Annotated in this window: 23 protein-coding genes and 1 pseudogene; 15 read left to right on the plus strand and 9 right to left on the minus strand. The window is 53.8% G+C overall.

The features are described 5' to 3' along the window. The first annotated feature begins 40 nt into the window (after window positions 1–40). The 3 genes from METLA_RS22720 to METLA_RS0116690 all read left to right on the plus strand — a co-directional run bounded on the left by METLA_RS22720 (window position 41) and on the right by METLA_RS0116690 (window position 4,463). Window positions 41–352: a hypothetical protein gene (locus tag METLA_RS22720; protein ID WP_152539468.1), complete on the plus strand. Its 312-nt coding sequence runs from the start codon at window positions 41–43 to the stop codon at window positions 350–352. A gap of 531 nt (window positions 353–883) precedes the next feature. Then, window positions 884–3,445: a multicopper oxidase domain-containing protein gene (locus METLA_RS0116685; protein WP_198408477.1), complete on the plus strand. Its 2,562-nt coding sequence runs from the start codon at window positions 884–886 to the stop codon at window positions 3,443–3,445. Window positions 3,446–3,464: 19 nt separating this feature from the next. Next, complete coding sequence (locus METLA_RS0116690) at window positions 3,465–4,463, plus strand: SCO family protein (protein ID WP_152539469.1); 999 nt, start codon at window positions 3,465–3,467, stop codon at window positions 4,461–4,463. Window positions 4,464–4,607: 144 nt separating this feature from the next. Here METLA_RS0116690 and METLA_RS0116695 read toward each other — a convergent pair whose 3' ends face one another. Beyond that, window positions 4,608–5,237, minus strand: coding sequence for an SCO family protein (locus tag METLA_RS0116695; protein WP_024299630.1), 630 nt, complete (start codon window positions 5,235–5,237; stop codon window positions 4,608–4,610). A 322-nt stretch (window positions 5,238–5,559) separates the two neighbouring features. Between METLA_RS0116695 and METLA_RS0116700 the strand changes: the two genes are divergently transcribed. After that, window positions 5,560–6,780 carry a glycerophosphodiester phosphodiesterase gene (locus tag METLA_RS0116700; RefSeq protein WP_024299631.1) on the plus strand — a complete coding sequence of 407 codons (1,221 nt, stop codon included), beginning with the start codon at window positions 5,560–5,562 and terminating at the stop codon, window positions 6,778–6,780. A 156-nt stretch (window positions 6,781–6,936) separates the two neighbouring features. On the opposite strand, the gene METLA_RS21525 is transcribed toward METLA_RS0116700, so the two are convergent. The 6 genes from METLA_RS21525 to hypF form a co-directional block, all read right to left on the minus strand. Further along, window positions 6,937–7,758: a CBS domain-containing protein gene (locus METLA_RS21525; protein ID WP_024299632.1), complete on the minus strand. Its 822-nt coding sequence runs from the start codon at window positions 7,756–7,758 to the stop codon at window positions 6,937–6,939. A gap of 201 nt (window positions 7,759–7,959) precedes the next feature. Beyond that, window positions 7,960–9,207, minus strand: coding sequence for a hypothetical protein (locus METLA_RS0116710; protein WP_152539470.1), 1,248 nt, complete (start codon window positions 9,205–9,207; stop codon window positions 7,960–7,962). A 286-nt stretch (window positions 9,208–9,493) separates the two neighbouring features. Further along, a complete protein-coding gene (gene hypE / locus METLA_RS0116715) occupies window positions 9,494–10,540 on the minus strand; it encodes a hydrogenase expression/formation protein HypE (protein WP_024299634.1) in 1,047 nt (348 codons plus the stop codon). Further along, window positions 10,533–11,627, minus strand: a complete 1,095-nt coding sequence (hypD, locus tag METLA_RS0116720) for a hydrogenase formation protein HypD (RefSeq protein ID WP_024299635.1) — start codon at window positions 11,625–11,627, stop codon at window positions 10,533–10,535. Before hypD ends, hypE begins: the two co-directional genes overlap by 8 nt. After that, window positions 11,624–11,869 (minus strand): HypC/HybG/HupF family hydrogenase formation chaperone, encoded by a 246-nt coding sequence (locus METLA_RS0116725; RefSeq protein WP_024299636.1) that lies wholly within the window; start codon window positions 11,867–11,869, stop codon window positions 11,624–11,626. The genes hypD and METLA_RS0116725 overlap by 4 nt, the downstream gene beginning before the upstream one ends. A 4-nt stretch (window positions 11,870–11,873) precedes the next feature. Then, window positions 11,874–14,147 carry a carbamoyltransferase HypF gene (gene hypF, locus METLA_RS0116730; RefSeq protein WP_036281840.1) on the minus strand — a complete coding sequence of 758 codons (2,274 nt, stop codon included), beginning with the start codon at window positions 14,145–14,147 and terminating at the stop codon, window positions 11,874–11,876. Window positions 14,148–14,231: 84 nt separating this feature from the next. On the opposite strand from hypF, the gene METLA_RS0116735 reads away from it, so the two are divergent. From METLA_RS0116735 to METLA_RS0116770, 10 genes are all read left to right on the plus strand, one after another. After that, the gene (locus METLA_RS0116735) at window positions 14,232–16,019 is read left to right on the plus strand and encodes an NAD(P)H-dependent oxidoreductase subunit E (protein ID WP_024299638.1); all 1,788 of its coding nucleotides are present in this window, start codon (window positions 14,232–14,234) and stop codon (window positions 16,017–16,019) included. Continuing rightward, a complete protein-coding gene (locus tag METLA_RS0116740) occupies window positions 16,012–16,728 on the plus strand; it encodes a 2Fe-2S iron-sulfur cluster-binding protein (RefSeq protein ID WP_024299639.1) in 717 nt (238 codons plus the stop codon). Before METLA_RS0116735 ends, METLA_RS0116740 begins: the two co-directional genes overlap by 8 nt. After that, on the plus strand, window positions 16,721–17,263 hold the full coding sequence (locus tag METLA_RS0116745; RefSeq protein WP_024299640.1) for an NADH-quinone oxidoreductase subunit B family protein: 543 nt from the start codon (window positions 16,721–16,723) through the stop codon (window positions 17,261–17,263). Before METLA_RS0116740 ends, METLA_RS0116745 begins: the two co-directional genes overlap by 8 nt. Continuing rightward, window positions 17,256–17,486 (plus strand): GDCCVxC domain-containing (seleno)protein, encoded by a 231-nt coding sequence (locus METLA_RS23585; protein ID WP_084480166.1) that lies wholly within the window; start codon window positions 17,256–17,258, stop codon window positions 17,484–17,486. The genes METLA_RS0116745 and METLA_RS23585 overlap by 8 nt, the downstream gene beginning before the upstream one ends. A 15-nt stretch (window positions 17,487–17,501) precedes the next feature. Continuing rightward, window positions 17,502–18,998 carry a Ni/Fe hydrogenase subunit alpha gene (locus METLA_RS0116750; RefSeq protein ID WP_024299641.1) on the plus strand — a complete coding sequence of 499 codons (1,497 nt, stop codon included), beginning with the start codon at window positions 17,502–17,504 and terminating at the stop codon, window positions 18,996–18,998. Continuing rightward, window positions 18,991–19,527: a hydrogenase maturation protease gene (locus METLA_RS0116755; RefSeq protein WP_024299642.1), complete on the plus strand. Its 537-nt coding sequence runs from the start codon at window positions 18,991–18,993 to the stop codon at window positions 19,525–19,527. Before METLA_RS0116750 ends, METLA_RS0116755 begins: the two co-directional genes overlap by 8 nt. A 179-nt stretch (window positions 19,528–19,706) precedes the next feature. After that, window positions 19,707–20,048: a hydrogenase maturation nickel metallochaperone HypA gene (gene hypA, locus METLA_RS0116760; protein ID WP_024299643.1), complete on the plus strand. Its 342-nt coding sequence runs from the start codon at window positions 19,707–19,709 to the stop codon at window positions 20,046–20,048. A 67-nt stretch (window positions 20,049–20,115) separates the two neighbouring features. Next, window positions 20,116–20,832 (plus strand): hydrogenase nickel incorporation protein HypB, encoded by a 717-nt coding sequence (gene hypB / locus METLA_RS0116765; protein ID WP_024299644.1) that lies wholly within the window; start codon window positions 20,116–20,118, stop codon window positions 20,830–20,832. Window positions 20,833–20,839: 7 nt separating this feature from the next. Further along, the gene (locus METLA_RS21060; RefSeq protein WP_051459847.1) at window positions 20,840–21,088 is read left to right on the plus strand and encodes a (2Fe-2S)-binding protein; all 249 of its coding nucleotides are present in this window, start codon (window positions 20,840–20,842) and stop codon (window positions 21,086–21,088) included. Between the two features lie 174 nt (window positions 21,089–21,262). Further along, window positions 21,263–21,883: an SRPBCC family protein gene (locus tag METLA_RS0116770; protein WP_161635423.1), complete on the plus strand. Its 621-nt coding sequence runs from the start codon at window positions 21,263–21,265 to the stop codon at window positions 21,881–21,883. Window positions 21,884–22,070: 187 nt separating this feature from the next. On the opposite strand, the gene METLA_RS0116775 is transcribed toward METLA_RS0116770, so the two are convergent. Together METLA_RS0116775 and METLA_RS0116780 are read right to left on the minus strand one after the other, a co-directional pair. Next, entirely contained in the window at window positions 22,071–23,387 is a 1,317-nt protein-coding gene (locus METLA_RS0116775; RefSeq protein WP_198408478.1) for a hypothetical protein, read from the minus strand. A gap of 534 nt (window positions 23,388–23,921) precedes the next feature. Next, window positions 23,922–24,310: pseudogene (locus METLA_RS0116780) on the minus strand (M18 family aminopeptidase); the annotation flags it as partial. Window positions 24,311–24,948: 638 nt separating this feature from the next. Here METLA_RS0116780 and METLA_RS21530 point away from each other — a divergent pair. Beyond that, window positions 24,949–26,106: a sterol desaturase family protein gene (locus METLA_RS21530; protein WP_084480169.1), complete on the plus strand. Its 1,158-nt coding sequence runs from the start codon at window positions 24,949–24,951 to the stop codon at window positions 26,104–26,106. Window positions 26,107–26,229 lie beyond the last annotated feature (123 nt).

Here is a 26,229-nt window from a genome sequence, read left to right on the forward strand (position 1 = left end):
ATAAACCCCATTAAAAACTTTTAATGAAGAGGACTGTATCATGAATATTTCATCAAAAATGACGGTGCGAACCCTTGCTGTCGGAGTCTTGGCACTCTCTATTTCAAGTTTGAGTGGCTTGGCTTTTACCGCCACCGCTCCAGCTCCGTCAGCTTGTACCGACAGTTATATGCAAACAGCCACGGCTTCTGGCAAAACACTGTCAGTCGCGTTAGAGAGTTGCTATGTTAACCGTCCTGCGGCGGCACCTGTTCAAAACTGTGTGCAAGGCGCATTTCAGGCCCATTATAGAACTTTACTCGCCGCAATTGATACTTTTCAACGTTGCTCGGGTGTGCCTTTAAATTCGTAGCATTTTAGATAATGAAAAGACCTTGGGCGAATTATATTCTAGGGTCTTTTCTATATTGCATCGCCTTTTTATCTGTATGTGCGCCTTTTATTGCTTTATTATGCGGCTGTTATCCTGCTTTATGCAGGGCACCGATCTAACTAGAGTTAATATAAGAACGCTTACTTATAAGCACGAATAATGGTTATGCGGAGTTAATCATTGCGATATAAAAATAATCGCATTCATGTTTCTTATGTATTGCATATTTTGAAGAGGTCGCTGGTAATGAACGAAATAATAGGCAAAGTTTTTTGGTTAATAAACCGCAGAAAATATAAAGCTATGCGACCTGTTAATTAAGTAATCTGAATTATTATGATAACTCGTGAGGGGGTTTTTGTCGGCCGGTTTCAGATCAATCTTAAAATGATGGATGAGTCCCTCCTGCTGACGCAAGTAAATAATGAAGACCCTGGGTCTTATTACCGTTAAGGCCATGCTTAGATGGGTTTTCTTATTCAATTCTATAAAATTAAATGGAGGTATATCATGTTGAATAAAATTAACAACAGGATGAACTTAGCCGAACACGGAACCGTTGGGGTAGGGCATTACCCTGTCATGCCGAATAAACCTGCGAACTGCAGCCGTCCGATCGGCCCGAAAGATGCTTTAGAATGCTCAAGCAATCAACTGAACACAGCAGTTATTATGGCCTGCTTCCTCAGTATGATTGCTGCCAGGCCGGTTCATGCGGCATTCAATATTCCCACGGGGGTTACCGATATTCCCCCGGCTGCAGTACCCAGCCCATTGTGTATCAACGGTCAATGCGTCACGGCTTTTACCGCTCCACTGCTGATGTTCGAAGAGTTCGGTCTGCAGGCAATGCCGACGAGTCCGCCTTCGAACACGAGCAGGCTGCCTGGACCTTTGGACTGCCAGAGTCTACCCAATGGCCAGGACCTCGATAATTTCATTAAAGAGCCTCTTCATCCGTTTCCTACCGAAGCCGCGAATGAGCTATTGCCGAATGCCTGGGAAGCAAAAATTGAGGAATGTGCGGGCTCATTCCCGAGAACCGTTTTGGAAGGCCGGCCGCCGGGCGTGTGGTTTGCCCATCAGCGGTGGACGGGAGTTAATGATAGGAAATATATCTATCCCAAAGTCTACTTCCAGAGTGCACAGACTGGTGCCCGCAAGAACCTGGGTCTGCGCGATCTGTACCAGAGGCACGGCTACAGCAAAGGGGAATTCGGTAGCGGAGGACTCTACCATAGCAGCGGAACTGCGAAGAACATCGAGGTCAAACTCCACCCAATGCTGCCCGTCCAGCGGCCGGATACCGTCTGGACCTTCGACGGCACCTTTCCTCCCAAGTTGCTGATGGCGCGCTATGGAGAGTCTATATTATTCCGCCATTACAATGCGCTCCCTATCGATGATACGGCGAACCATGGTTTTGGAAGCAAGGAGATCAGCACCCACGAGCATAACGGTCACAATCCGGCCGAGAGCGACGGTTACACAGCTTCTTGGTTCTATCCGGGCGAGTTCTATGACTATAATTGGCCGATGATTCTTGCCGGGCACGACAGTATCAATGCCTTGGCCAGTGTTCCTGCAGCCGGTATGCCGGACGGCAACGGCGGCATTATCAAGATTCCGGGCGACTGGCGCGAGACGATGAGCACGCATTGGTTTCATGACCATAAACTCGACTTCACCGCGCAGAATGTTTATAAGGGCAACGCGGCCATGATGAACTATTACAGCGCCGTGGATCGTGGCCGGGAAGCTACGAATGCGATAGAAGCGAGGGGCGATGCGAAAAAGCCCGGCTATGGCTGTCACTATGCCAATCCAGGCAAAAACGTAAACCTTTGTCTCCCCAGCGGCACAGCCCTTGATTGGGGCAATCGCGACTACGACGTCAACCTGATAATTGCCGACAAAGCGTGGGATCAGGACGGCCAGCTCTTCTTTAATATTTTCAATACGGACGGCTTTCTCGGCGATCGGGTCACAGTCAATTGGCAGTGGAAGCCGTATCTCGATGTACGCGCGCGCCGTTACCGCTTCCGCCTCTTGAACGGCAGTGTTTCCCGTTACTTCAAGATCGCCCTGGTCAACGCGCAGGGCCAGCGCGTGCCGTTTCATATGATCGCCAATGATGGCAATCTGATGGAACATACGGTGCCGTTCCCTAATGCCGAGTCCGCCGATCTGCCGTCACAAGGAATTGCCGAGCGATACGACATCGTGGTGGACTTCAAAAACTTCAAGGATGGAGACAAGCTCTACTTCGTCAACCTGCTGGAGCACGATAACGGCAGAGGTCCGAAACAGGCGATACCCTTCGAGGATGTCGTGAGCGGGGTATACCAGGCCGACGGCATCAATGGCGATCCGGGCGTAGGCAAGTTCCTCGAATTCCGCGTGCACTCATGCGTGCAGAAAGGGCGTCCCGTCAGCTGCCCGGACTACAGCATGAATCCGGCCGATTATGTCGAAGGTGGCTTGCAGATGATCCCATTGCCCACTTTTACTGCGGATGAACTCCAGAACGCGATACATAGGAAATTCGAGTTTGGGCGAAGCAACGGTACAGACACACAGCCCTGGACCATCAAGACCGATGGCGGACAAGGTCTCAACATGGATCCGCATCGGCTATCGGCCGCCCCGACCGGGGGGGCCGCCGAGATCTGGCATATCGTGAATGGTGGCAGTGGTTGGAGTCATCCGGTGCATGTTCATTTCGAAGAAGGACAAATTCTGAAGCGCGGCGGTAAGGCGCCGCCGATATGGGAAAAATGGGCGCGCAAGGACGTCTATCGTATCGGTCCTCTAACGGATGCGACAGACAGTGTCGAGATGGCTATACGCTTCAGGGAATTCGCCGGGACTTACATGGAGCACTGCCATAACACGCAGCACGAAGATAAAGCCATGCTCATGCGCTGGGATATTCAAGATCAACTTAACCCTATAGTGCTGCCTACGCCGGTTTCGGGATGGGAAGGCGTTTCTTATGAAAGTTCAAATGTTTTGCCGACCTATAAGGACGGATGCGACAGCCCTCTTGCTGACTGCCAACTAATACCCTGAGGCCTGACAGGAGGAGGCGATGAAAATGCAGCATGCCGTTGAATATTTGAGGAGGACGGCCATTCTCCTTTTATTCGCCTGCATCGCTTCGATTCTCGGGAGCGGCCCGGTTGTGGCCGCTCCTGCGAGTTCGCGGTGGGGCGGGGACTATTTTCCGAATATTTCCCTGGTGACGCAGGACGGCAAAACAGTCCGCTTCTATGATGACCTGATCAAGGATAAAGTGGTGGCGATCAATTTCATTTTTACGCATTGCCCGGATGCTTGTCCTGCAGAAACGGCCAGCATGCGCCAGGTCCAAAAGGCGCTGGGTGAGCGTGTGGGCCGCGATGTCTTCTTTTATTCGATCACCATAGATCCCGAGCACGATACGCCGGCGGTGCTCAAGGAATATTCCGGGAGGTTCAGGGTGGGACCCGGCTGGACATTCTTAACCGGGAATAAGGCGGATATCACGCTTCTGCGCAAAAAACTGGGGCTATACAGTGAAGAGCGCCCGGACGAAAAAGCGAAGAATCACAACATCAGCCTCATCGTCGGCAATGAGGCCACCGGGAAATGGATCAAACGCTCGCCCTTCGACGAGCCGAAGGTTTTGGCTCGATTGCTCGGGTATTCGCTACAGCGCATGCCCGTAGCTAAGTCGAATCCAACGAGTTATGCCGAAGCGCCACGCCTCCCCAACATGAGCCTAGGCGAGGATCTCTATCGTTCGCGTTGTGATGGCTGTCATAGCCTGGGCACAGAAGAGGGGTTGGGGCCAGGGCTGGCCGGCGTGACCAAGATGCGGGATCGTGTCTGGCTAGCACGCTGGCTGAAGACTCCGGATCAGATGCTGGCGGAAAAAGATCCCATCGCGACGCAATTGTTTGAGCGTTATAACAGGCTTCCGATGCCGAATCTGAGACTCAGCGACGCCGATGTAGATGCCCTGATTACTTATATGGCCGATTCGGATTCGGCTAAGCATGTCGGCAACGCTATCACTGTGACCGGAAAAAGAGGCGCTGGAAATTAAAGCTTTTTAATTACAACTTGCTTGATAAGGCGATGATATTGCTCTCTTCAGGTATTTCCATCTGGTGGATGTGGCGCAAGTGCCTTTTTCATCGGGACAAGACCTTGGTAAGTATGTCCTGAAAATTTACTTCATGCCCGATTGCTAACGAATTTCATGTGAAGCACTTATCCTTTGTCTGGGGCTTTCTTCGCGAGCGACGAGCAGTTCATCGATTTTTTCGGCAATAGCCTCTGGATTGGAGAAATTGTTAAAGCGCCGCCATTCTCCGCGGATCGGGTCGCCAACAAGAATGGCCGACGCATGGTTGGTGTGATCGGTAGTGTAGACCTCCAGCGCTTTCAATAAAGCATCGACTTGGGCTTTCTTGCCGGTCAGCCAGATCCATTCGGGTTTGGCAGCAAAATGCTCCGCATAGGTTTTCAGCCGTGCAGGCGTATCCATTGCCGGGTTGATACTCAGCGATACCATGCGCACGTTCTGGGCCTGTTTTTCTCCCAACCGGCTTTGCAGTTTGGAGAAAATGGACAAGATGACCGGGCATGTTGTATTGCAATCGGTATAAATGAAGCTGATTGCGATGATCCGGTCACCTACGATATCGCGGGTAAAGCGGACCAAAGCGCCGTGCTGATCCTGCAATTCAGCATTCGGCAGTTGAACGGCAGGCATTGCCACCGAGGTAGCTATCGGCGGCACATTCGGCAATATGGTCGTCAGGGTGCCGGAAGCTAAGATTACGATGATGGCTTTGTGGGTGAGTTCAAAAAGCATGCGCTGACTCCTAAAGCTGAGCGGCGGGAATCTCCGGGCGGATAGCGTGGAAAATCAAAATGAGCTGTTGTTCAAACGTAATATTGAGGGTCAATCAGCTTAGATCATAATCAAAGCGGACCTGAGCCGTCTGTCTGCTAGCCCACGTATGTAGCGCATCATGCCGTAATCATCCTGTCACCTAACGCTACCTATAATTTGCGCTTTCTCAAGCTCAGAAGCCACTAATTGATTGCAAGCGGCCGGGCAAGTTCGGGCACTTTCAGGCCAACGCTGGCTCTATCGTTTGTACCCCTTCATCAGATTTTAAAGGATACGATTTATGTTAAACGAACTCAGCAAACATGCCTGGCTGGCGGTCGCGGCAGTGGCCGTACTAGGTTGTCAGAACAGAGTCCAAGCCAAGCCGGTTGAAACCTTGGCGCCGGTCGTCAGGCCCCTCGTGATCAGCCATCGCGGCGCGTCGGGCTATCGTCCCGAACATACGCTGGAAGGCTATGCCTTGGCTATCGACCAGGGCGCCGATTTTATCGAACCGGATTTGGTGTTGACCAAGGACGGCAAGATGATCGCCCGGCATGAGCCGATGATCGGGGCAACCACCGATGTCGCCAGCCACCCGGAATTTGCCGACCGCAAGACCCAGCGGATGGTTGACGGCGTCGAGTACAACGACTGGTTCGCGACCGATTTTACACTGGCGGAAATTAAAACCCTCCGCGCTGTGCAAGCGCGGGCGAACCGCGATCAGCAATACAATGGCTTATACGAGATACCCACGCTGGATCAAGTGATTGCGCTGGCCAAGCAAAAGAGCGCGGAAACCGGTCGTACGATCGGCATCTATCCCGAGATCAAGCATTCGACCTATCATGCGACGGTGACGAATCGAAAGAAACATAAACTGTTCGGCAAGCATTTCTTCGAGATAAAGTTACTGAACAAGCTGCATAAGGCATACGGAAACAGCGCTTGCGCGCCGGTATTTATCCAGTCTTTCGAAGTCGGCAACCTGCAATATCTGAGCCGTAGAACCCAAATCAATTTGGTGCAGTTGATCGATGCCGATGACGTGAACGCCGATGGCTCAATATCTTTGGTCGTGCCTTATCGCCAGCCATATGACTTCGTCGTTTCCGGCGATCCGCGCACCTTTGCAGACCTGTTGACCGATGCCGGGCTGGATTTTGTCAAAACCTATGCCGATGCGGTCGGCCCCTGGAAGCCTTATCTGGTCAAAACCGTCGATGATCAAGTCGATCGCAATGGCGACGGGCAGATCACGATCAACGACCGCCGCGTCGATGGCAGCACCGGCGTTTTGGAAAAAGCGCACGCAAAGGGCTTGCAGGTGCATACCTGGACCTTCCGCAATGATGCCGGCGGCTACGGCTTTTTCGATCCTCGCGAGGAGATGACTTATTACTATGACCTGGGCGTCGATGGCCTGTTTACCGAATTTCCCGATACCGGCGTCGAAGCGCGGAAGGCGTTTATCAATGCTGGGGGGCAGTCAATGATTGGCGAGTGTAAGCGTCACTGACCTGGGGAACCGTTTCATCCGGAGTACAGGGATGTACTTTCAGAAATGTGGCCCGAAAAAATGAACAGCCGGTTAAGTGAAAGATCTTCTATTTTTGAATGTCCCAAAGGACGATAAAACGGAGCAAAAAAATTGTTCGGAAGCTATTGTGCTCCGCTACTGAACGCCATAACGATTATGGACATAATCAGTTAGCTGAGAGATGGTACTACTGTCCTCCGACACAACTTGTTTTATGACATCCCCGATGCTGATCATGCCAATCAATTTGCCATTCTCCAGAACAGGTAAATGGCGCGTATGCGTGGAAGTCATCAATATCATGCACTGCTCCACAGAATCATCCGGATCGACACATAGGGTATTGATATCAAGCATCTCGGAAACAGGGGCTTCCAGGCCGGGTGCGCCTCTATACATAAGATGCTGCAAATAACCCCGTTCAGTAAAAATACCGAGAAAAAAGCCCTTATTGGTGACGGCTACCGCTCCGATGTTATGATCAGCCATGATCTTTATTGCATTTAAAACAGGCGAGTGATCTTCAATTGAGAATATCGTGTTGTTTTCCTTGGCTTGTAATATGTCCTTGACTTTACGCCTGTTTCTTATTCCATTGACTACAGAATCGCAAAGATCTTTGCTGCAGCTCATCAGTGCCTTAATCAGTTTGGAAGAACTCTGAGCAAAGACCCCATCGGCTGCTAGTAATGATCTGGCTTTCTCTTTGTTATTTGCGTTGCTGTGGTAAACCACTTCAGCCGCAATGCGGTGGAAGTGTTCATGTGCGGTACACATCGATTCAAAGGAGGGCAAATAGTTATATTGAACGCCATCGCCATAAATCCAGTGTCCGAGGTCACAAACATGGCAATCCGCCACCTTTTTTAGGTCCTGGATGATTCCTTCTTCTATGTGGCGTTTTAGCCGTATGTTCCATTGAATGTGCGTTTCGATCGCATCATTGAAAATGTTCATGGCTGCCTCCCAGGTTTGAGGTAAAGGATGACCATTGGAAAGCGCATGGCTAAAAAAGGTCCAAGAATGAGGAAATTAATTATCAAAAGGACTCAACCTCCCGGTTTTAAACGTTTTCTTATCCCGAGCCGAGGTTAGATTAGGGCAAATTTCCCCACAATTGCAGTCGCCAATGCTTCATTCACCATGATTTTTTTAGTTTCAGAAGGTGGTGCTGTAGCTTGAAAATTTATCATCCTTGGCAAATAACGTGACAAAAGTTTTGTATGTGTTTTCCCCGATCGTAAGCTCTACACCCAGTTTTTCTTCTATTAAAGCAAATGGCAGCGCCAATACATTAAGTCCTAAGCTCAGCGAGCCATTGCTGCTGGTGTAGCGAAAAGCCGTCAACTTGTTTTTTGCCGGACTTTTTTTAATGGAATAGCTTTTGTTATTATTTTGCGTTTTTTCGCTGACGCTCAGCAAGTCTGTTAAGTCTTCATCAACAAACGGGGCTGTCTCAGCATTACGATATAACTTGAGCTTAACAACCGCCTTGCAATCGCCATTGCAACTTTCCAATGTACTTATCAGGCTTGGGGAAGCCAGTTTAAAACTGGCCGTGAGCGTGTCGTTTTCCCCCTCCTTATTGCGTATTTTGCCGCTGACAACAACAAAGCTGTCGCTCAAAGGATTGGCTACGGATTTATATTTGCCGTTTGTCAAGGGCGCCGTAAATTGGTTGAGAACTCCGCCCAACTTCACAGACGTCGCTATGCCCGATCCCATGTTGCCGACGTCCGTTTTGCTGACCTTGATATTCAGGGTTTGTTTTGACGGGTTGCCCTTAATGCTGACGACCGGGATTTCATTTTTGGGGCTTTTGTAGCTAAAGCCCTCCTTGGCATCGCCGATCAGCTTACCGACAGGAATGTTAATGTTGCTGCCGCCTACGGCAACCTTCAAGTTTTGAGTTTGCGGGTTAAAGATATCGCCTGCACTGCGGTCGGCATTATAAATAAACGTTGCCTGCCATGAATCTTCCGATCCTTCATTGTCTTTGATGGACAGTTTGCTGATCCATAATCCAGTGGTTGGTGGCGCATTGGCTCCATCCAATGTCCAGGTAAACGGCTTGCAGGACACATAGGGTGCAGTAACTATTCTATTGACGACCATGGTCATTTCACTGGAAGGGGGGACGTCGAAAGTTTCGCCGGTAAATTTCTCGTTGAATCCATGTGTCCAGATAAAGTTGGCGCAGAGGTTCTCCGGATTAAATCTGCCCTTATGAAAAGTGACATAGAGACTTTTGTTACAGTCGTCTGTTGGGTCAAAGCTTGCCGTCAGTTGCCCCGAATCATCGGTTTTGAAAGTGTATGTTTTGTACGGGTGGAGTATGTCGGGGCGTACTGTCTCGCACTCCGTGGTGGGGTGGGGGTCTAATCGTCTGGAAAAACGAGAGAGCATGGTCTGCTCGCTGCCGTCAAAGGAATCAGAGCCCGTATAGGAAGCCGCGGCAATGCCTTGGGAAAACAGAATTTGGCAGGCAAAACAAATGGCTGTTGAGCTTGTGCGATAGAGGCTTTTGGGTTTTCCAGGGTGTTCATGATAATCATTTCTGGGTTTTAAACTATCAATAATATATTTAGTTAATTTATTGAATGCTTAAAATCGAAAAAAATCTATGGGCCATACTCGACTGATTTGCCCCCATTGATCAGCAAATTATTGATCTCAATTGATTTCGCTGTGATTAACAAATCCGGGGCAGTTGCTCGCCGCTGAATAAATCCAGAACCCGGCTGACGCCCATGACGTTTTCGAGCGTGACCGTGCCGCGGGGATGCGCCGCCTTAACCTGGCCTATCCGGCTAGCCTGCCGGCCGAGCGGGTGCCGCCGCAAAACGGACAAGGTCTGTTCGGTCTGTTCTTCGGGAACGAATGCAATAAACGCGCCTTCATTGGCGATATAGACCGGGTCGAAACCCAGTATCTCGCAGGCGCTTTTGACGTTACTGTTAACCGGTAGCATAGCTTCCCTGATTTCGATGTGTTGCCGCGCCGTCGCGGCCAGTTCTATCAACGCGGCCGCCAGGCCGCCTCGGGTCAGGTCGCGCATGCAATGGATTTCGATCCCGGACGCGAGCAAGTCTTCGACGAGTCCTGAAAGATCGGCGCAATCGCTCTCGATCTCGTGCGCAAAATTCAGGCCTTCGCGTTCCAGTATCACCGAGATGCCGTGCCGGCCCAGGTCGCCGTTCAGGATGATGCTGTCGCCCGCTTTAATTCGGCGGGGATTGCTCTCGATGCCGGCTTCGATCAGGCCGATGCCCGCGGTATTGATGAAGACGCCGTCGCCTTTGCCCTTGTCGACCACTTTGGTGTCGCCGGTCACGATCAAAACACCTGCCTCTTCGGCCGTGCGCTGCATCGACTGCACGATACGCTGGAGGTCTGCCATCGGGAAGCCTTCTTCAATGATCAGCGCGCAGGTCAAATACAAAGGCTTCGCGCCGCTCATCGCCAGGTCGTTCAAGGTGCCGCATACGGCCAGCTTGCCGATGTCGCCGCCGGGAAAAAACAAAGGCTTCACGACATAGGAATCGGTCGTGAAGGCGAGCCTCACACCGTTGATGTCGAATACCGCGCTGTCGTGTTTCTGGTTCAGCAGCGGATTGCTGAAAGCCGGCTGGATCAGGTTGTCCAGCAGTTGCTGCATCAGGCGGCCGCCCCCGCCGTGCGCCATCACGATCCGGTCGTATTGCAGCGGCAAGGGGCAGTTCAGTTCCAGGTCAGACATGAGGATGGATGCGGTAATGGAAATAGGCGGCGCAGGCGCCTTCGGACGAAACCATGGTCGCCCCCAGAGGCTTGTCGGGAGTGCAGCGGACGCCGAACTCGGGGCATTGGGTCGGCTTGATCAGGCCTTGCAATACGTCTCCGCTACGGCAGAGTGGCGATTCCTGGGTAGCGATGCCCGCCACCGGAAACCTCTGTTCGGCGTTCCAGTCGTCGTGGTCGGCGTTTAACGCCAGGCCGCTGCCTGCAATCGGGCCGAGCCCGCGCCAGCTTCTGTCGACCGTATCGAATACCTTCAGCAGCAATTCCTGGGCCGGCAGGTTGCCTTGCTCTTTCACGACCCGGCTGTATTCGTTTTCGACTTCAAAGCGGCCTTCTTCGAGTTGTTGGACGGTCATATACAGCCCTTGCAGCAGGTCGACCGGCTCGAAACCGGTGATCACGATGGGTATCCGGTAGCGTGCCGCAATGGGCAGATATTCGTGGTATCCCATGATCGAGCATACGTGCCCGGCGCCGAGAAAGCCCTGTACCTTATTGCTTGGCGAGTGCAGCAGCGCTTCGATCACCGGCGGCACGCGCACGTGGCAGACCAGCAGCGTGAAGTTTTCGAGGTTCAGTTGTCTGGCCTGATAGGCCGCCAACGCGGTAGCCGGGGCGGTGGTTTCAAAGCCCACGCCGAAAAACACCACCTGCCGGTCCGGGTTTTGCTGCGCCAGGGTCAGCGCATCGAGCGGCGAGTAGACGATCCGTATATCGGCTCCTTGCGCCTTCAGACCGAGCAGATCGCTGGCTGAACCGGGGACGCGCAGCATGTCGCCGAATGAGCAGAATATCACCCCCGGCGCTTGGGCAATCGCCAGCGCCTTGTCGATGTATTCGATCGGGGTCACGCAGACCGGGCAGCCGGGGCCGTGGATCAATTCGATCACTCCGTCCAGCAACTGGTCGATGCCGTACTTCAGCGCGCTATGGGTCTGGCCGCCGCAGACTTCCATGATCTTCCAGGGCCTAGTCGCGGCCGTCTTGATTGCCGCGACCAGTTTTTTGGCGGTTGCAGGGTCGCGGTATTCTTGCAGATATTTCATCGGTCTTCGCCCGCCGCGTCCAGCTCCCGAAAAGCCTGAAGGCTGGCCTTGGCTTCCTCTTCGTCCAGCACCGACAGCGCGAAGCCTGCATGCACGATCACGTAATCGTCGACCTTCGCTTCCGGCACATAGGCGAGGCTGATCTCCCGGCTAACGCCGGAAAAATCGACCCTTCCGGTACGCGCCAAGGGATCGCTTGCGTTTGAAAGACTGATGATGCGTCCGGGAACGGCTAGGCACATAGATTTATCCGATGTATTTTGTCGCATACAGCTGCCCGAGCGCCAGGCCGCCGTCGTTTGGGGGGATGTTTTGATGCCGGAACACCTTGAAGCCGGCGGTTTTTAAGCGTTCGACGGCGGCTTCCACCAGACAGGCATTCTGGAAACAGCCGCCGCTCAAGACGATGGTCTGTTCGCCGGCGCGTTTCGCTACCGCCAGGATCATCTCCGCCAGCGTATTATGGAATTTTTTTGCGATCAATTCAGCATCACGGTTCGGTATGTCGGCTAAAAGTGCTTCGATCGCGTCTTGCCAGTCGATCACCCGAGGCTCGGTTTCGATGATTCGGAAGGGGTAAGCGGCGTCAGATTCGCTTCTCGCCGCGCAGCTTTCCAGCGCCATCGCCGCCTGTCCCTCATATTGGTTAAGGTGGCAAAGCCCCAATAGGCTCGCGACCGCATCGAACAGGCGGCCCGCGCTGGTGGTGCGCGGACAGTTGATTTGTTTCGCCAATACGGGGCTTAGCAACTGCAATTCCGATTCGGTAAAAGGCAGGAAGTTCAGGTCGAATACGCGCTCCTCGTATATCTCGTGCAGCAGGCCCAGCGCGGCGCGCCTCGGTTCCTCGATCGCCTTGCCGCCGCCGGGCAGCGAAAACGGCCGCAGATGCGCATAACGCTCGAAGCCGTGGTCGTGAATCCTCAGGAACTCGCCGCCCCACAAGGTGCCGTCGTCGCCGAGGCCGTTGCCGTCCCAGGCCACGCCGAGCAAGGGCGGCTCCAGGCCGTGCTCGGCCATGCAGGCGAGGATATGCGCGTAATGATGCTGCACTTTTCCGCTTGCCGTCTGCGATTGCCGCATCGCATACTGGCTGCTGCCGTAGCCGTCGTGCAGGTCGCGCATCAACCTTTGCGGATTGATCCGGTAAAACTGCCGAAGGTCGGTCAACGCGGCCTCGAATTGCCGCTGCGAAGCCGCGCAATCGAGATCGCCGATATGCGGGCTCAGAATTATTTGCCGGTCATGGCAGACGGCGACCGTATTTTTTAGATGGCCGCCGACCGCCAGCGCATCGGGCAGCGCCGTTTTCAATAGCACGGGCAGGGGAGCGTAACCTCGGGCGCGGCGCAATACGGTCATTTGACCGCCGATCAGCCGGACGATCGAGTCGTCCAGCGGGCGCAGGATGGGCCGGTCGTGGGTCAGGAAAACATCGGCAATGTCCGCCAGCCGGTCCAGGGCCTGGTCGTTGTCGATGCATATCGGCTCGTTCTGGCGGTTGCCGCTGGTCGCGACGACCGCCGCGCCGAATTCGCGCAGCAGCAAATGATGCAAGGGCGCATAGGCCAGCATCACCCCCAGCAGGTCGGTGCCGGGCGCGACCGCATCGGCAACCTGAGCGCTTTCCCGTCTTCTCTGCAGCACGATCGGCGCGGCCGGCGAGGTCAGGGTTTGTAGTTCTATTGCATTGATAATGCCTAATTGCTTTGCCGCCGCCAAATCGGCCACCATCAGCGCAAAGGGTTTTTGCGGGCGGTGCTTTCTCTGCCGCAGGCGTTCGATTGCGGCCTGATTGGCCGCATCGACCCAGAGCTGAAAGCCGCCGATGCCCTTGACCGCGATGATCTTTCCCTTCCGTAAGTAATCGCTTGCGGTGAGCAAGGCATCATCGCGCTCGGCCAAGCGCTTGCCGGCCGGGTCGAGCAGGCTCAAGACCGGCCCGCAGTTTGGGCAGGCAATCGTTTGCGCGTGAAAGCGCCGGTTGTCGGCAGACCGATATTCGCGTTCGCAGTCCGCGCACATCACGAAGCCGGCCATCGCCGTGCGCTCCCGGTCGTAAGGCAGGCTCTTCTGCATGATGCTGTAACGCGGGCCGCAGTCCGTGCAGCTGGTGAAAGGGTAGCGGTAAAAGCGGCTGTGGGGATTGAATATATCGTTGATGCATTCCGGGCAGGACGCGATGTCGGGTAAGACGAAGGCCGATGAACCGCCTTCGTCGCGGCTCGCTTTGATCTGAAAATCGGGGTAATGGGCCGCAGGCTGCCTGTCGACCGTCAGCGAGACGATGCGGGCCAGAGGCGGCAACTGGCTTTGCAGGCGATCAATAAACTGTTGCTGCAAGAAGGGCTCGCCTTCGATCGCAATCGTCAGCCCTTCGGCGGTATTGGCGGCCCAGCCGTTCTGCCGGCACAGCCCCGCAAGGCGGGCGATAAACGGCCGCATGCCCACGCCCTGGACATAGCCTGTAATCGTAATGACAAGATGCTCGGTAATAATATTGAAACCTGTTGAACTAATAACCGGATATTAATACTATTTAACCGCGATCTTGGATAAAAAATAAATAGCCGTTTTAAAATCAGACCCAGCCAGGCGGTTCCCATGCGACAGTTCATTCAGCGTCTTGCAGCAAAACACGATTTTCGGCCGACGCACTTGCTGGAAATGTTAAGAGCGGTTCAGGCCCGCTACCATCATATTCCGGCCGATGCAGCCGAACTGCTGGCCGAAGTCTTGCGCATACCGCGAACCCGGATCATCGATGCCACCGAATTCTACAGTTTTTTCTCGACTGATCCCAAGGGCCGTTATGAATTGCTGATCAGCGATTCGATCACCGACCATATGCTGGGCAAGCAGGAGTTGATGGCTTATCTGGCGGGTAAACTGGGCGTTGCGGTCGGCGAAGTCCGCAGCGACGGCGTGGTGAGTCTGGACAACACCTCCTGCACCGGCATGTGCGACCAGGGGCCGGCAGGGCTGGTCAACGGTTACGCCTTGACCCGTCTCGACCGGAGCCGGATCGACCAGATCGCCGAACTGATCAACGGGGAAATTTCGCTGGAGGAATGGCCGGCCGAGTTTTTTCAGGTTGAGGATAATATCCGCAGGCCGGGCTTATTGCTGGACAGCCCAATTGCGCCAGGCGAAGCATTGAAGGCGGCACTCGCAAGAGGCTTCAAGGAAACCCTGATAGAAATCGACAAGTCGGGCTTGCGGGGCAGGGGCGGCGCCGGCTTCAAGACCGCAATGAAATGGCGCTTCTGCGCCGAAGAGCCGCAAACCGAACGCTATGTGGTGTGCAATGCGGACGAGGGCGAGCCCGGCACCTTCAAGGACCGGGTGCTGCTGAATTCGTTCGCGGATCAGGTGTTCGAAGGCATGACCCTGTGCGCCGCGATCATCGGCGCGAAGCAGGGTTTTCTGTATTTGCGCGGCGAATATCTGCATCTTTACGACAAACTGCAAGCCATTCTGGCAGAGCGCCGCGCGGCCGGACTGCTCGGGGCGGGAATTTTGGGCGGGGCAGTGGATTTCGACATCGAAATCAGGCTCGGTGCCGGCGCCTATATTTGCGGCGAGGAATCCGCCCTGATCGAATCGCTGGAAGGCAAAAGCGGCATCCCGCGCAACCGTCCGCCGTATCCGGTCACCAGCGGCTATCTTGGAAGGCCCACGGTCGTGAATAATGTCGAAACCTTCTTTGCGGCATCCGCGATTGCGGTCCATGGCGGCGACTGGTTTGCCGCAAGCGGCACCGAAAAATCGCAAGGCAGCAAGATTCTGAGCATCAGCGGCGATTGCGCCAGACCCGGCATTTACGAATACCCGTTCGGCACGACGGTCCGTACCATTCTGGACGACTGCGGCGCGAGCGACGTGCTCGGCGTGCAGGTCGGCGGACCTTCCGGAACCTTCATTTCCGACCAGGAATTCGACCGCAAGCTGGCGTTCGAGGATCTGGCTACCGGCGGCTCGTTCATCGTCTTTAACGGCAACCGCGACATTCTGGCCATCGCACATAATTTCACCCATTTCTTCGCGCATGAAAGCTGCGGTTTCTGTACCCCGTGCCGGGTCGGCACCTCGCTGCTGCGAAATCAGCTCGACAAGATCACAGGCGGCCACGGCTCGGCTGGCGACGTGGTCGCTCTGGAAGAAATTTGCCGCCTGATCAAGACGAACAGCCATTGCGGCCTCGGGCAAACGGCCGCGAACCCGGTGTTGACGACATTGGAACGCTATCCCGAGCTTTATCAAAGCCGCTTGAAGAAAATCAGTTTCGAACCGGGCTTCGATCTTGACGGCGCGCTCGAAACCGCGCGGCGCATGGCGAACCGGAACGATGCGGCGGCGCATTTGCAACAAACGGCGGCAGAACATGAGTAAAACGATCACGATCGACGGCAAGGCCATCCCTTTCACCGAGGGGCAAACGATCATGGAGGCCGCGACCGCGGCGGACGTCTACATTCCGCATCTCTGCCATCATCCGGGCTATACGCCGCACGGCAGTTGCAAACTCTGCAACGTCAGGGTCAACGGCAGAATCTGCTCGGCCTGCACCTTCCCGGCCGCGGAGGGCCAGGATATTCAGAACCATAGCGAGGAGTTGAACGCCGACCGGCGGCGGATCACCCAGATGCTGTTCGTCGAAGGCAATCATCTGTGCCCTGGCTGCGAAAAAACCGGTAACTGCCAGTTGCAGGCGGTCGCCTATCATCTGAACATGCTCGACAATCATTTTCCGCACTTTTATGCGAAGCGGAACATGGATGCCTCGCACCCTGACGTATTGATCGACCACAACCGCTGCATTTTCTGCACGCTGTGCGTGCGCGCCAGCCGGGAAAAAGACGGCAAGGACGTGTTCGCGATCAGCGGTCGGGGCATCAACAAGCATCTGATCGTGAACGCCGAAAGCGGCCTGTTGAAGGACACCGATCTCGAGGCGACCGATCAAGCCGCCACTATCTGCCCGACCGGTGCGATTCTGATCAAACGCACCGGCTACACGGTGCCGATCGGCGAGCGGGTGTATGACCATAGAGAGATCGATGCAGTTAGCTTGGAAGAGGAGAGAGGCGAACATGGCTAATAGAAAAATCCGCGTCGCCACCACCTCGCTGGCGGGCTGCTTCGGCTGCCACATGTCCTTCCTCGACATCGACGAACGCATGCTGCAATTGGCCAAAGTGGTCGAATTCGACCGCTCGCCGATCACTGATATCGAACACTGCACGAATTGCGACATCGGCCTGATCGAAGGCGGCGTCTGCAATTCCGAAAACGTGCATGTGCTGCGCGAGTTCCGCAAGAATTGCAAAATCCTGGTCGCGGTCGGCGCCTGCGCGATCAACGGCGGCTTGCCGGCCTTGCGCAACTTCATCCCGCTGGAAGAATGCCTGCAGGAAGCCTATCTGGACGGCATCGGCGTCGAGAATCCGCAGATTCCGAACGATCCCGAGTTGCCGTTATTGCTGGACAAGGTGCGGCCGGTGCATGAAGTGGTCAAGATCGATTATTTCCTGCCCGGCTGCCCGCCGTCGGCGGATGTGTTCTGGAAATTTCTGACCGATTTGCTGGAAGGGCGCGAGCCGTCGTTGTCTTATGAACTGGTGCATTATGATTAAGCGATCAGAGACGAAACCTGTTTTGACATCGGTGCTGACGTGTCCCGAGTGCGGATTTGAAAAACAGGAAATCATGCCGACCGATTCCTGTATTTATTTTTACCAATGTACGAATTGCCAGGCTTTATTTAAACCTAAGCAGGGCGATTGCTGCGTCTTTTGTTCATACGGAACGGTTGTTTGCCCGCCGAAACAATTGGGCCATACCTGTTGTTCTGGTTAAATTTTAGAGAAGTCTATGTACGAACATTTAGAAACCGCCGAGAACAGCGAAAATCTGAAACGCGTGGTGGTCGATCCGGTCTCGCGCGTCGAAGGCCACGGCAAGGTCACCTTATTGCTCGACGAAAACAACAAGGTCAAGCAGGCGAGGCTGCATATCGTCGAATTCCGCGGTTTCGAGCGCTTCATCCAGGGGCGGCCTTACTGGGAGTTGCCGGTGCTGGTGCAGCGTTTATGCGGCATCTGCCCGGTCAGCCATCATCTGGCGGCCGCGAAGGCGATAGACCAACTGGTCGGCGTCGATCCTGAAAACCTGACGCCGAGCGCGACCAAATTAAGGCGCCTCTTGCATTTCGGCCAGGTCCTGCAGTCGCATGCGCTGCATTTCTTCCATTTATCCAGCCCGGACTTGTTGTTCGGCTTCGAAAGCGACATCGGCAAGCGCAACATCATCGCGGTCTTGAACGCCTATCCCGACATCGGCCTGCAAGGCGTCAAGCTGCGCAAGTACGGGCAGGAAGTGATTCGGATGGTGTCGGGCAAGCGCATTCACGGCACCGGCGCGATCGCCGGCGGCATGAACAAGTCGCTGACCAAGGGCGAGTGCGACACTTTACTGGAAGATGTCGATCAGATGATTCGATGGGCGGCGGATTCGGTCGCGCTGATCAAAAAAGTGCATTGCTCCAGCCTGCCATTTTACGACGAGTTCGCGACGATACGCAGCAATTATCTGGGCCTGATTCAGCCAGGCGGCGCATTGGAACTGTATCACGGCGGCATTCGCGCGAAAAACGCTCAAGGCGAAACGCTTCTGGATCATTTCGATTATTGCCGTTATAACGAAGCTATTCATGAGGAAGTCCGCTCCTGGTCGTACATGAAGTTTCCCTATCTGTTGTCCGTGGGCAAGGAAAGCGGTTGGTACCGCGTCGGACCGTTGGCACGGGTCAATAACTGCGACTTCATCGATACACCGATGGCCGAGGCGGCCCGCCTGGAGTTCAAGGCGCACAGCGGCGAGGCGATGGTGCACAGCACGCTGGCGTTTCACTGGGCGCGCCTGATCGAACTCCTCCATTGCGCCGAAAGCATCAAGATATTGCTGCACGATCCCGACATCATCGGGCACGACCTGGTCACCCAGGGCGAAAAACGCTTCGAAGGCATCGGCGTGATCGAGGCGCCGCGCGGCACGCTGTTTCACCATTACCAGGTCGATGAAAACGACATCGTGACCAAGGCCAATCTGATCGTCTCGACCACCAGCAACAACATGGCGATGAACGAGTCGGTGCGGCAGGTGGCGGCTACGTATCTGTCCGGTCGCGAACTGACCGAGCCGCTGTTGAACAACCTGGAAGTCGCGATACGCGCCTACGATCCGTGTTTGTCCTGCGCGACCCATGCGGTCGGCAAAATGCCGCTCCAGCTTGAGTTGGTCGATGCCGAGGGCCGGCTGGTCGACAAGCTGGTCAAGCACAACGACGGCACCATTGACAGGCATGACTAAGCCCGTTCTGCTGCTGGCCTGCGGCAATCTGAGCCGGGGCGACGACGCATTGGGGCCGCTGCTGCTTGAATATGTCGAGGGGCATGGCGATTTGAGCGAAATCGAGCTGCTGACCGATTTTCAGTTGCAGATCGAACATGCGCTGGACCTGGAAGATCGAAAGCTTGTTCTGTTTGTCGACGCTTCGGTAAGCTGCGCAGGGCCTTTCGAATTGACCGAGCTTGAACCGGCGCAGGATAACAGTTACACGACCCATGCGATGAGCCCGGCGGCGGTGATGGCGGTTTACCGATCGATCAAAAAACAGCCGCCGCCTCCGTGTTTTCTGCTCGGCATCAAGGGCGAGTCGTTCGAACTGGGCGAGGAATTGAGCGAAAATGCCGGGAAAAATCTGCAACAGGCTTGCCGGTTTGCCTTGAGTCTGTTGAGTCATACCGATGTTGCGGTCTGGCGGCAACAAGCCGATAGCAGGCACCCTCTCGCCGGACGGGGCATGTTGCCCCGTCCGCAGGATTTGATGGATGCTTAGGCGTATCGGCATCGTAAAAACGATGAGAGACGGAATTGCAAATCCCGTCCCGAGAGTTACGGCCATCCCCGTGAAAATCGATAAGCGAGTGGTGGGAGCGACGCCCACGTCGCGACTAAAGCCTCCTGTCGCGACGTGGGCGTCGCTCCCACGGGTGATTTTTTTTGGAAGCAGTCGTCATGCATGAACTTTCATTGCTCGAAAACGTGCGCGAAATTCTCGAAAGCCACGCGCAGAGCCAGAACTTCGCCAAAGTCACGCGGGTGACTCTGGAAATCGGCAAACTGTCCTGCGTCGAACCGGAAGCGCTGCGCTTCGGCTTCGATGTGGTCATGCAAGGCTCGTTGGCCGAAGGCGCCGAACTGGTGATCACCGAAGCGAGCGGCATTGGGCTGTGCCGGCAATGCGGGCGCCAGTCGGTCATCGAAACGTTATACGATCCCTGCGCCGAGTGCGGCTGCCCTTATGTGGACGTCGTCCAGGGCGCGGAGATGAAAATTAAAGATTTGATAGTCATTTAGTTGCGGAATCATTATGTGCGGAATATGCGGTTGCGGCTCCACTGAGCCCAAACAGACTCACCGATTCGTGTTGAGCCAGGGTCACCACCACCATCAACATGACCATAGCCATGACGAGCCCGACGCCGGCCGCCTGGTCAGGATCGAGCAGGAATTGCTCGGCAAGAACAATGCCTACGCGATGCAAAACCGGGCGTACTTCAAGGAACACAATATTTTTGTGTTGAACCTGGTTTCCAGCCCCGGCGCCGGCAAAACGACCCTGCTGGTCGAAACGATCAAGACCTTGAAAGATCGGATTCCGATTGCGGTGATCGAAGGCGACCAGCAGACCGAACACGATGCCGACCGCATCCGCGCCACCGGCACGCCGGCGGTGCAGATCAATACCGGCCGCGCCTGCCATCTCGATGCGCACGGCATCGGCCATGCGGTGATGGATCTGGGCGCGCAGGACAACAGCCTGCTCGCGATCGAAAATGTCGGCAATCTGGTCTGCCCGTCTTCGTTCGACCTGGGCGAGGCGCACAAGGTCGTGGTGCTGTCGGTGACCGAAGGCGACGACAAGCCGCTGAAATACCCGGACATGTTTCATGCCGCCGATCTGATGCTGATCAACAAGACCGATTTATTGCCGTATGTCGATTTCGACATCGAGCGCTGTATCGATTACGCGCGGCGGGTCAATCCGGATATCCAGATCATCCGGCTGTCATCGACCCAGGGCGAAAACTTTTCGGCCTGGACGGATTGGCTGTTGGCTCAGATGCAGGCGCTTGCCTAAAATGCCGATGAACACGATCCATTCAGACTATCCGGACAGAAAAAACGACGTGATTTGTCACTGTAGCGGAACGACTACACAGCAAATCATCAAACTTATCGACAATGGGGTCGACAATCTGGAAAGAATTTCGAGAATTACCGGGGCTAGTGCAGGCTGCGGGGCTTGTGAAACGGTAATACTGGAGTTGCTGACTGAATACCCTGGATTTAAAGCGGAATCAAATTCGCTTGCTGGACCCAAGATGTCTCTATAGCAAGTAACAAGTGGCCAAGATGAAGCTTGTTGCATTATTCCACAAACCGTAGGGAGGTGCTCTTTCAAGTCATGATAGATGGCTGAAATATCTATCTTCTGGGTCGTCGATGCCCCCTTTCTTAAAGCCTGCAAAACTGGGGGCTAACAGCTCTTCTAATCGATAGTCGGTTTTATGTCTATGCGAAAATGCTGGGTGATTGTAATTGTGGCGATGGGATACAACTGCATGGGAATTGCGGCAAGCGCATCCTTGCAAGCTTCAAGAATCCAGTCGCTTCTGAGCTCACAAGACTATGAGGCTCTTATCGAAGATGATGAGACCTATGTCACCACAAAACTGGGCAAAACTCCAAATCCACCTTTTTTAGAAACATACCAAGCAGGCGCTGCATTTACAATCAATGCGCCTGTATCGGTTACACGAGATATTCTTACACGCTATGAAGTCTACGAGAAGCTGATTCCATTTATCGATGACATCAAAGTGATTGAAGCCCCCGCCAAAGTGGCGATTGAAGGCGGAATTTTGGGTTGGAAAATGCTCTCGTTGATTCAATTCCACGACAAAGATCCAGGATGGATCCACTTTGTAGTGACTCAGGGCACCTTTGCGGGTATGGAAGGTGATTTCTATTTTGAAGCAAAACGCGGACATCAAAACACATCTCTCGTTTATTTCCGGGTAATGCAATCAGATGAGCATTTCCCTCCGCGGTTTATTATGGAATCCGGTGCCAATATGATCCTTCGCAATACCGCAAATAAAATGCGTGAATACATTGAATCCAGGTAGATACGGTTTAGCGCGTATACTCGGTTGAAGTACGAAATCCAGCATTTACGCACAGATGTCCCTCGACTTTTTCATGTCGAATGCACATTCATCAGTCGTAGGCAGACATCGGCGTACTCGGCCGATTGGTTATAGGTCAACCGATGACGGTCGCCATTGTGTGATGGCGACCGTCGTCCCATCCTTCTTACAACGATTTCAAGTATTCGACCAAGTCTTGTTTTTCCGTGTCGTTCAGATTCAGGTTAAAACGCGCAGTGTAACTCTCGACCACGTCCATCAATGTCATGAAACGGCCGTCGTGATAAAAGCGCCCTTTGTTCGCTGCGTCCATGAACAAGCCGCGTTCGCGCACGAAGAGGCCGGCCAGGTTCATCGTCTTGTAGGTATTGCCAGGCGCCCGGTCCGCCTGGAAGCTGTCGATCTTCATCTCTTCCGGGGTATGCAGGTTCCAGCCCGGCTCGGTCCACAGCGGCTCGGCATGGCATCTGGTGCAATTGGCCTTGCCGCTAAACAACGCATCTCCCCGCTTGGCCGCCGCCGGATCAAAATCAATGCCGGCTTTCGGCTTCGGCGCCGGCAGGGCCAACTGATAGAAATGGAGCGCCGGCAGTTTGGAAGTGACCTGATCCTTGTTTGGGCTTACCGACGTATGGCCAAACTTATTCGCGGCGGCGATCGGGAACTTGACGGGGTCGTCCAGCCGGGGATCGAAAAAGTTGCCGACTCCATGCATTTCCAGCACGGCCACCAGCGCGTTCCAATAAGGGACCGAGCCCCAATCGCCGGTCCAGGTATGCTGGTTGAACCCGGCAAGGTCAAAGGCGTCGGGGAGCAGGGTTGCCGCAGGCACATTGGTGGCGGTAACTTCCCCGTTGGTTATCTGTTGCGGATTGACTGTCTTGCCATCAAACAGCAGTTCCGCGTCGAACTTGCCGGGCCCCCAACTGTTCAATACCGCGCGCACGTCGTCGTTGCTTAATTGCGGTCCGTTAACGAGCTTCAGCAAATCGGTGACAGGTTGCAGATTGGGCGCGAAGGCGATGATCGCGCCGACATCGAGGTCGTGGTTCGCCCAGCCGTCCAGCCGGTGGCCAACGCCATGCGTCAGGGAATCATCCACCGTGGAATGGCAGAGGGCGCAGGTAATGCCGACCGATTTCAACGCGCCGTTCTCATTGAAGTTGCCTTTGACGCCCACAACCGCATTTTGCTGCAGGAGGGCCAAGGTGACCGCGACATCGTTCAGGTCGACCTTGCCCCGTTTGAGCTGGTGGACGATTTGCTTCGGGAGCGCATCGACGTCCACCTTCAGACCCACTCCCAAGGCTTGCTGGGGGGAGAGCCCTGCGCCGACTCCGCCAAAGCGTTCGCCCTGGATGGCTTGATGCAACTGCAGCGTATCGCCCCAGAATTTCTCATCGCCAAAGGTATCGAAACGGAAAATATCCCGGCCCTGGCCGACCATGCGGGCGGCGTTCTTGACGATGGGGTCTCTATGCAAAGGGATCCTCTTCTTCTTTCCCGAGGGATCCGTCTCGCCCGCGGAAACCGTCAGGCTGAATAAAATTCCTGCGATAAACAGACATACCGCGGTCATTTTTTGTGTACTCGTGTTGACTCTATGCATAATCCTCTCCTGGTGAGATAAGGTTGCCATTACCTAAGGCGACTTGTGCCTATTGTCTCGGTATGGGGCTGGAAAGTAACATATGGACATGTAACTTTTGCATGTTAAAACTACAAGATAAGAGGTAAGCGCACAATACGTACGAATCCTTATGCGGTTAGCTTTAAAGATGAGTTGTCTTGGAGAGTAAAAGCCTGCTGATGTTTGCAAACTATGTATAAGGATCACCAGTCCGCCAAAGGTCTATCGCGGATCATGGCCAGTTTGCTGTCCCTTTCAGCTTCAGAATCGCAAAATTGAAAAGCGATGCCCGGGCAGTAAGCGATGGCCGATAAGCCGAACGTGTAAGCGAGTGGAAAGCCGGGCAGGGTCTTGCCCGGCGGCAGTGCAGTGTAGAGGGGGGTAATCGCTGAAAAACTGCTTCAATACCCGGATCATATAATCGTGATCCAACACGCCAGCGCTTTCGCGGAGGCTGTGCATCGCCCACATCGGGCAGCCGATATCGACGCTGCGGATGCCGAGCTTCGCCGAGGCGATCGGTCCGATCGTACTGCCGCAGGGCAGGTCGTAGCGGTGCGAGTAGCGTTGATAGGGAACGCCGGCTTCCTCGCACCAATGGATGAAGCGCGCGGTGGAGATACTTTCGGAGTTGTAGCGTCGGTTCGCGTTGGCTTTGATCACGGAGCCTTTTTGTTTACGAAGACTTTATGATCCGCGTCGTAGGCCGTGGGGAAGTGAGGTTGATAGGCATGCGCCATGTCGGCTCTGATCAAAAAGCTTTGGGACAGCGCGCGCATGATTCTCAATGTATGGTGACGTCAGCGATGCTGATCCGCTTCAGCGCAAGCAGCATATTTATGGCCCTTCGGCACTCTAGCATACATGCTTGTTAACAAAGGCCCTCTTCTTGGGTCGCTCGTTCACTCAAGACGTCATATGGCCGTGATACGTGATGTTTTGAGAGTCTGAATAGCCCGATAATTCACCGATTCCGGTTCGAGATTAGACGAGTTTGACATCTGACTGGTCGCGGCGTAAGATTATTTTAATGTTTCTCCCGCTGAGATTGAGCCGATTTCAGGTTTTGTGCGTCCCGCAAGCCCGATAAGCTGGCTGTTGGGAACTCTGCATCCATCTACAAAAAGACCGTAGCGGAAGCTTAATGGGATTGGCTAGGATTAGGTTGGTTTTTTTCATGTTTAACCGAACTGAACTGCGCCGAAATCCTGAGGGAGAAGATCAAGTACGCATTTCTGCGTGAGATGTTGGATAGCTTTCCACCGCTTCGACTGCTTTCGCAAAGCTTTGTATATATTTTCGAAAATCTGAGTGGAAAATGCTTGCTTAATAATTGACGGAATAGTCTTTCTATCAATGAGCTAAGCAAGGATAGCCATTTTTTATGCAAAATATGGGCTAATGAAGAAAAATCATGTCAAATCACCGATCAACTTCTTTAAATAGCTTTCTAAATTTGCCTCGATGGCTTCGTCGCTTCTTGGTAGATCATCCTAATTTTCCAACCGTTTTCTTAATAATTGGTTTCATTGCGATCCTCTCATTGCTGGATCTCCAGTTAGATATCATTAAAATTTCCAAGTTGGGTTTTACACTAGATGCTGATTCTTTTTCTGCGGCGTTTCAGCGCTTTTTGATCAATTTACGGGATTTGTACCACGAGTTGCCTGATTTCATTCGTGAGTTGGTTTGGTCTCTGTATAAGAATTGTCTTTATTTTGTAGTGCCGTTCATCTTGCTGCTCGAATACCTTGTCCCATGCAGGCTAGAGCAGCCGCTCTTGAGCGCTGGCTTCCTGCAGGATGCGATCTGGTTCGTGGTGCGCACGCTTTTAGACCCGCTCTTGCTGGGACCAACGTTCATCATTCTCGAGGCTGTCTACGATCATAATCTGAGCTTTTTGACAATTCAAACCACATCGGCATGGCCTTTGTCCTTACAAGTCCTACTGGCAGTGGTGATGAGTGATTTCCTAAACTGGTTTAGTCATGTGTTGATCCACAAAAACTCGGTGCTATGGGCATTTCACGCCGTCCATCATTCTCAGGAACAGATAAACGTTTTTACCGATGATCGCAGTCACCCGGTCGACGTTCTCTTTCGGAGGGTCATAACCTACGCTCCATTTCTCATGTTCGACCCAGCGCTCCCCATACTTACCGCAATGGTAGTGATAAGAGGGGCCATGCAGAGATTCATCCATGCCAACGTGCAGATCGATTTTGGGGTTTTAAACTATGTTCTGGTGTCGCCGCAATTTCATCGACTACATCACTCAAAAGAGGATCGTCATCGTGACAAGAACTTCGGCGTGCTTTTCAGCTTCTGGGACTATCTCTTCGGAACAGCTTATCGAGGCCCATCAGAATATCCGGCTACAGGTATTGCCGATTCCGATTTTCCCTGCGAGAGTCGAGTAAGGAAATCGCGACTAATGTGGAATGTTTGCCGACAGATAACCTATCCGTTCGTAAAACTGTTCCGGGATGGAGTCGACGGAGGACGCAGACTATTTACGGCCATGGAAAATCGCGGCATCTCAATCCGTGGCATGTTGAAGATGAGGAAATGAGGCGCGTAGGGGGTATAAGCTAGGTCGGGCATGCCCATTATGCCCGCTACCCCGTTTTTTCATCGAACAACCAATACTAGGCAGCCCAAGATCATTCAAATACGATACTCAGTCAGTCAGTCA

The sequence above is a fragment of the Methylomicrobium lacus LW14 genome, assembly GCF_000527095.1.
GTDB classification, from domain to species: domain Bacteria; phylum Pseudomonadota; class Gammaproteobacteria; order Methylococcales; family Methylomonadaceae; genus Methylomicrobium; species Methylomicrobium lacus.

Coding starts and splice junctions, on each gene's coding strand:
- METLA_RS0116700 (WP_024299631.1), top strand. CDS start 5,560: ATGTTAAACGAACTCAGCAAACATGCCTGGCTGGCGGTCGCGGCAGTG.
- METLA_RS0116745 (WP_024299640.1), top strand. CDS start 16,721: ATGGCTAATAGAAAAATCCGCGTCGCCACCACCTCGCTGGCGGGCTGC.
- hypA (WP_024299643.1), top strand. CDS start 19,707: ATGCATGAACTTTCATTGCTCGAAAACGTGCGCGAAATTCTCGAAAGC.
- METLA_RS0116710 (WP_152539470.1), bottom strand. CDS start 9,207: ATGCTCTCTCGTTTTTCCAGACGATTAGACCCCCACCCCACCACGGAG.
- METLA_RS21525 (WP_024299632.1), bottom strand. CDS start 7,758: ATGAACATTTTCAATGATGCGATCGAAACGCACATTCAATGGAACATA.
- METLA_RS23585 (WP_084480166.1), top strand. CDS start 17,256: ATGATTAAGCGATCAGAGACGAAACCTGTTTTGACATCGGTGCTGACG.
- METLA_RS0116690 (WP_152539469.1), top strand. CDS start 3,465: ATGAAAATGCAGCATGCCGTTGAATATTTGAGGAGGACGGCCATTCTC.
- hypD (WP_024299635.1), bottom strand. CDS start 11,627: ATGAAATATCTGCAAGAATACCGCGACCCTGCAACCGCCAAAAAACTG.
- hypE (WP_024299634.1), bottom strand. CDS start 10,540: ATGTCTGACCTGGAACTGAACTGCCCCTTGCCGCTGCAATACGACCGG.
- METLA_RS0116770 (WP_161635423.1), top strand. CDS start 21,263: ATGTCTATGCGAAAATGCTGGGTGATTGTAATTGTGGCGATGGGATAC.
- METLA_RS0116735 (WP_024299638.1), top strand. CDS start 14,232: ATGCGACAGTTCATTCAGCGTCTTGCAGCAAAACACGATTTTCGGCCG.
- METLA_RS22720 (WP_152539468.1), top strand. CDS start 41: ATGAATATTTCATCAAAAATGACGGTGCGAACCCTTGCTGTCGGAGTC.
- METLA_RS21060 (WP_051459847.1), top strand. CDS start 20,840: ATGAACACGATCCATTCAGACTATCCGGACAGAAAAAACGACGTGATT.
- METLA_RS0116685 (WP_198408477.1), top strand. CDS start 884: ATGTTGAATAAAATTAACAACAGGATGAACTTAGCCGAACACGGAACC.
- METLA_RS0116755 (WP_024299642.1), top strand. CDS start 18,991: ATGACTAAGCCCGTTCTGCTGCTGGCCTGCGGCAATCTGAGCCGGGGC.
- METLA_RS0116695 (WP_024299630.1), bottom strand. CDS start 5,237: ATGCTTTTTGAACTCACCCACAAAGCCATCATCGTAATCTTAGCTTCC.
- METLA_RS21530 (WP_084480169.1), top strand. CDS start 24,949: ATGTCAAATCACCGATCAACTTCTTTAAATAGCTTTCTAAATTTGCCT.
- METLA_RS0116740 (WP_024299639.1), top strand. CDS start 16,012: ATGAGTAAAACGATCACGATCGACGGCAAGGCCATCCCTTTCACCGAG.
- METLA_RS0116725 (WP_024299636.1), bottom strand. CDS start 11,869: ATGTGCCTAGCCGTTCCCGGACGCATCATCAGTCTTTCAAACGCAAGC.
- METLA_RS0116750 (WP_024299641.1), top strand. CDS start 17,502: ATGTACGAACATTTAGAAACCGCCGAGAACAGCGAAAATCTGAAACGC.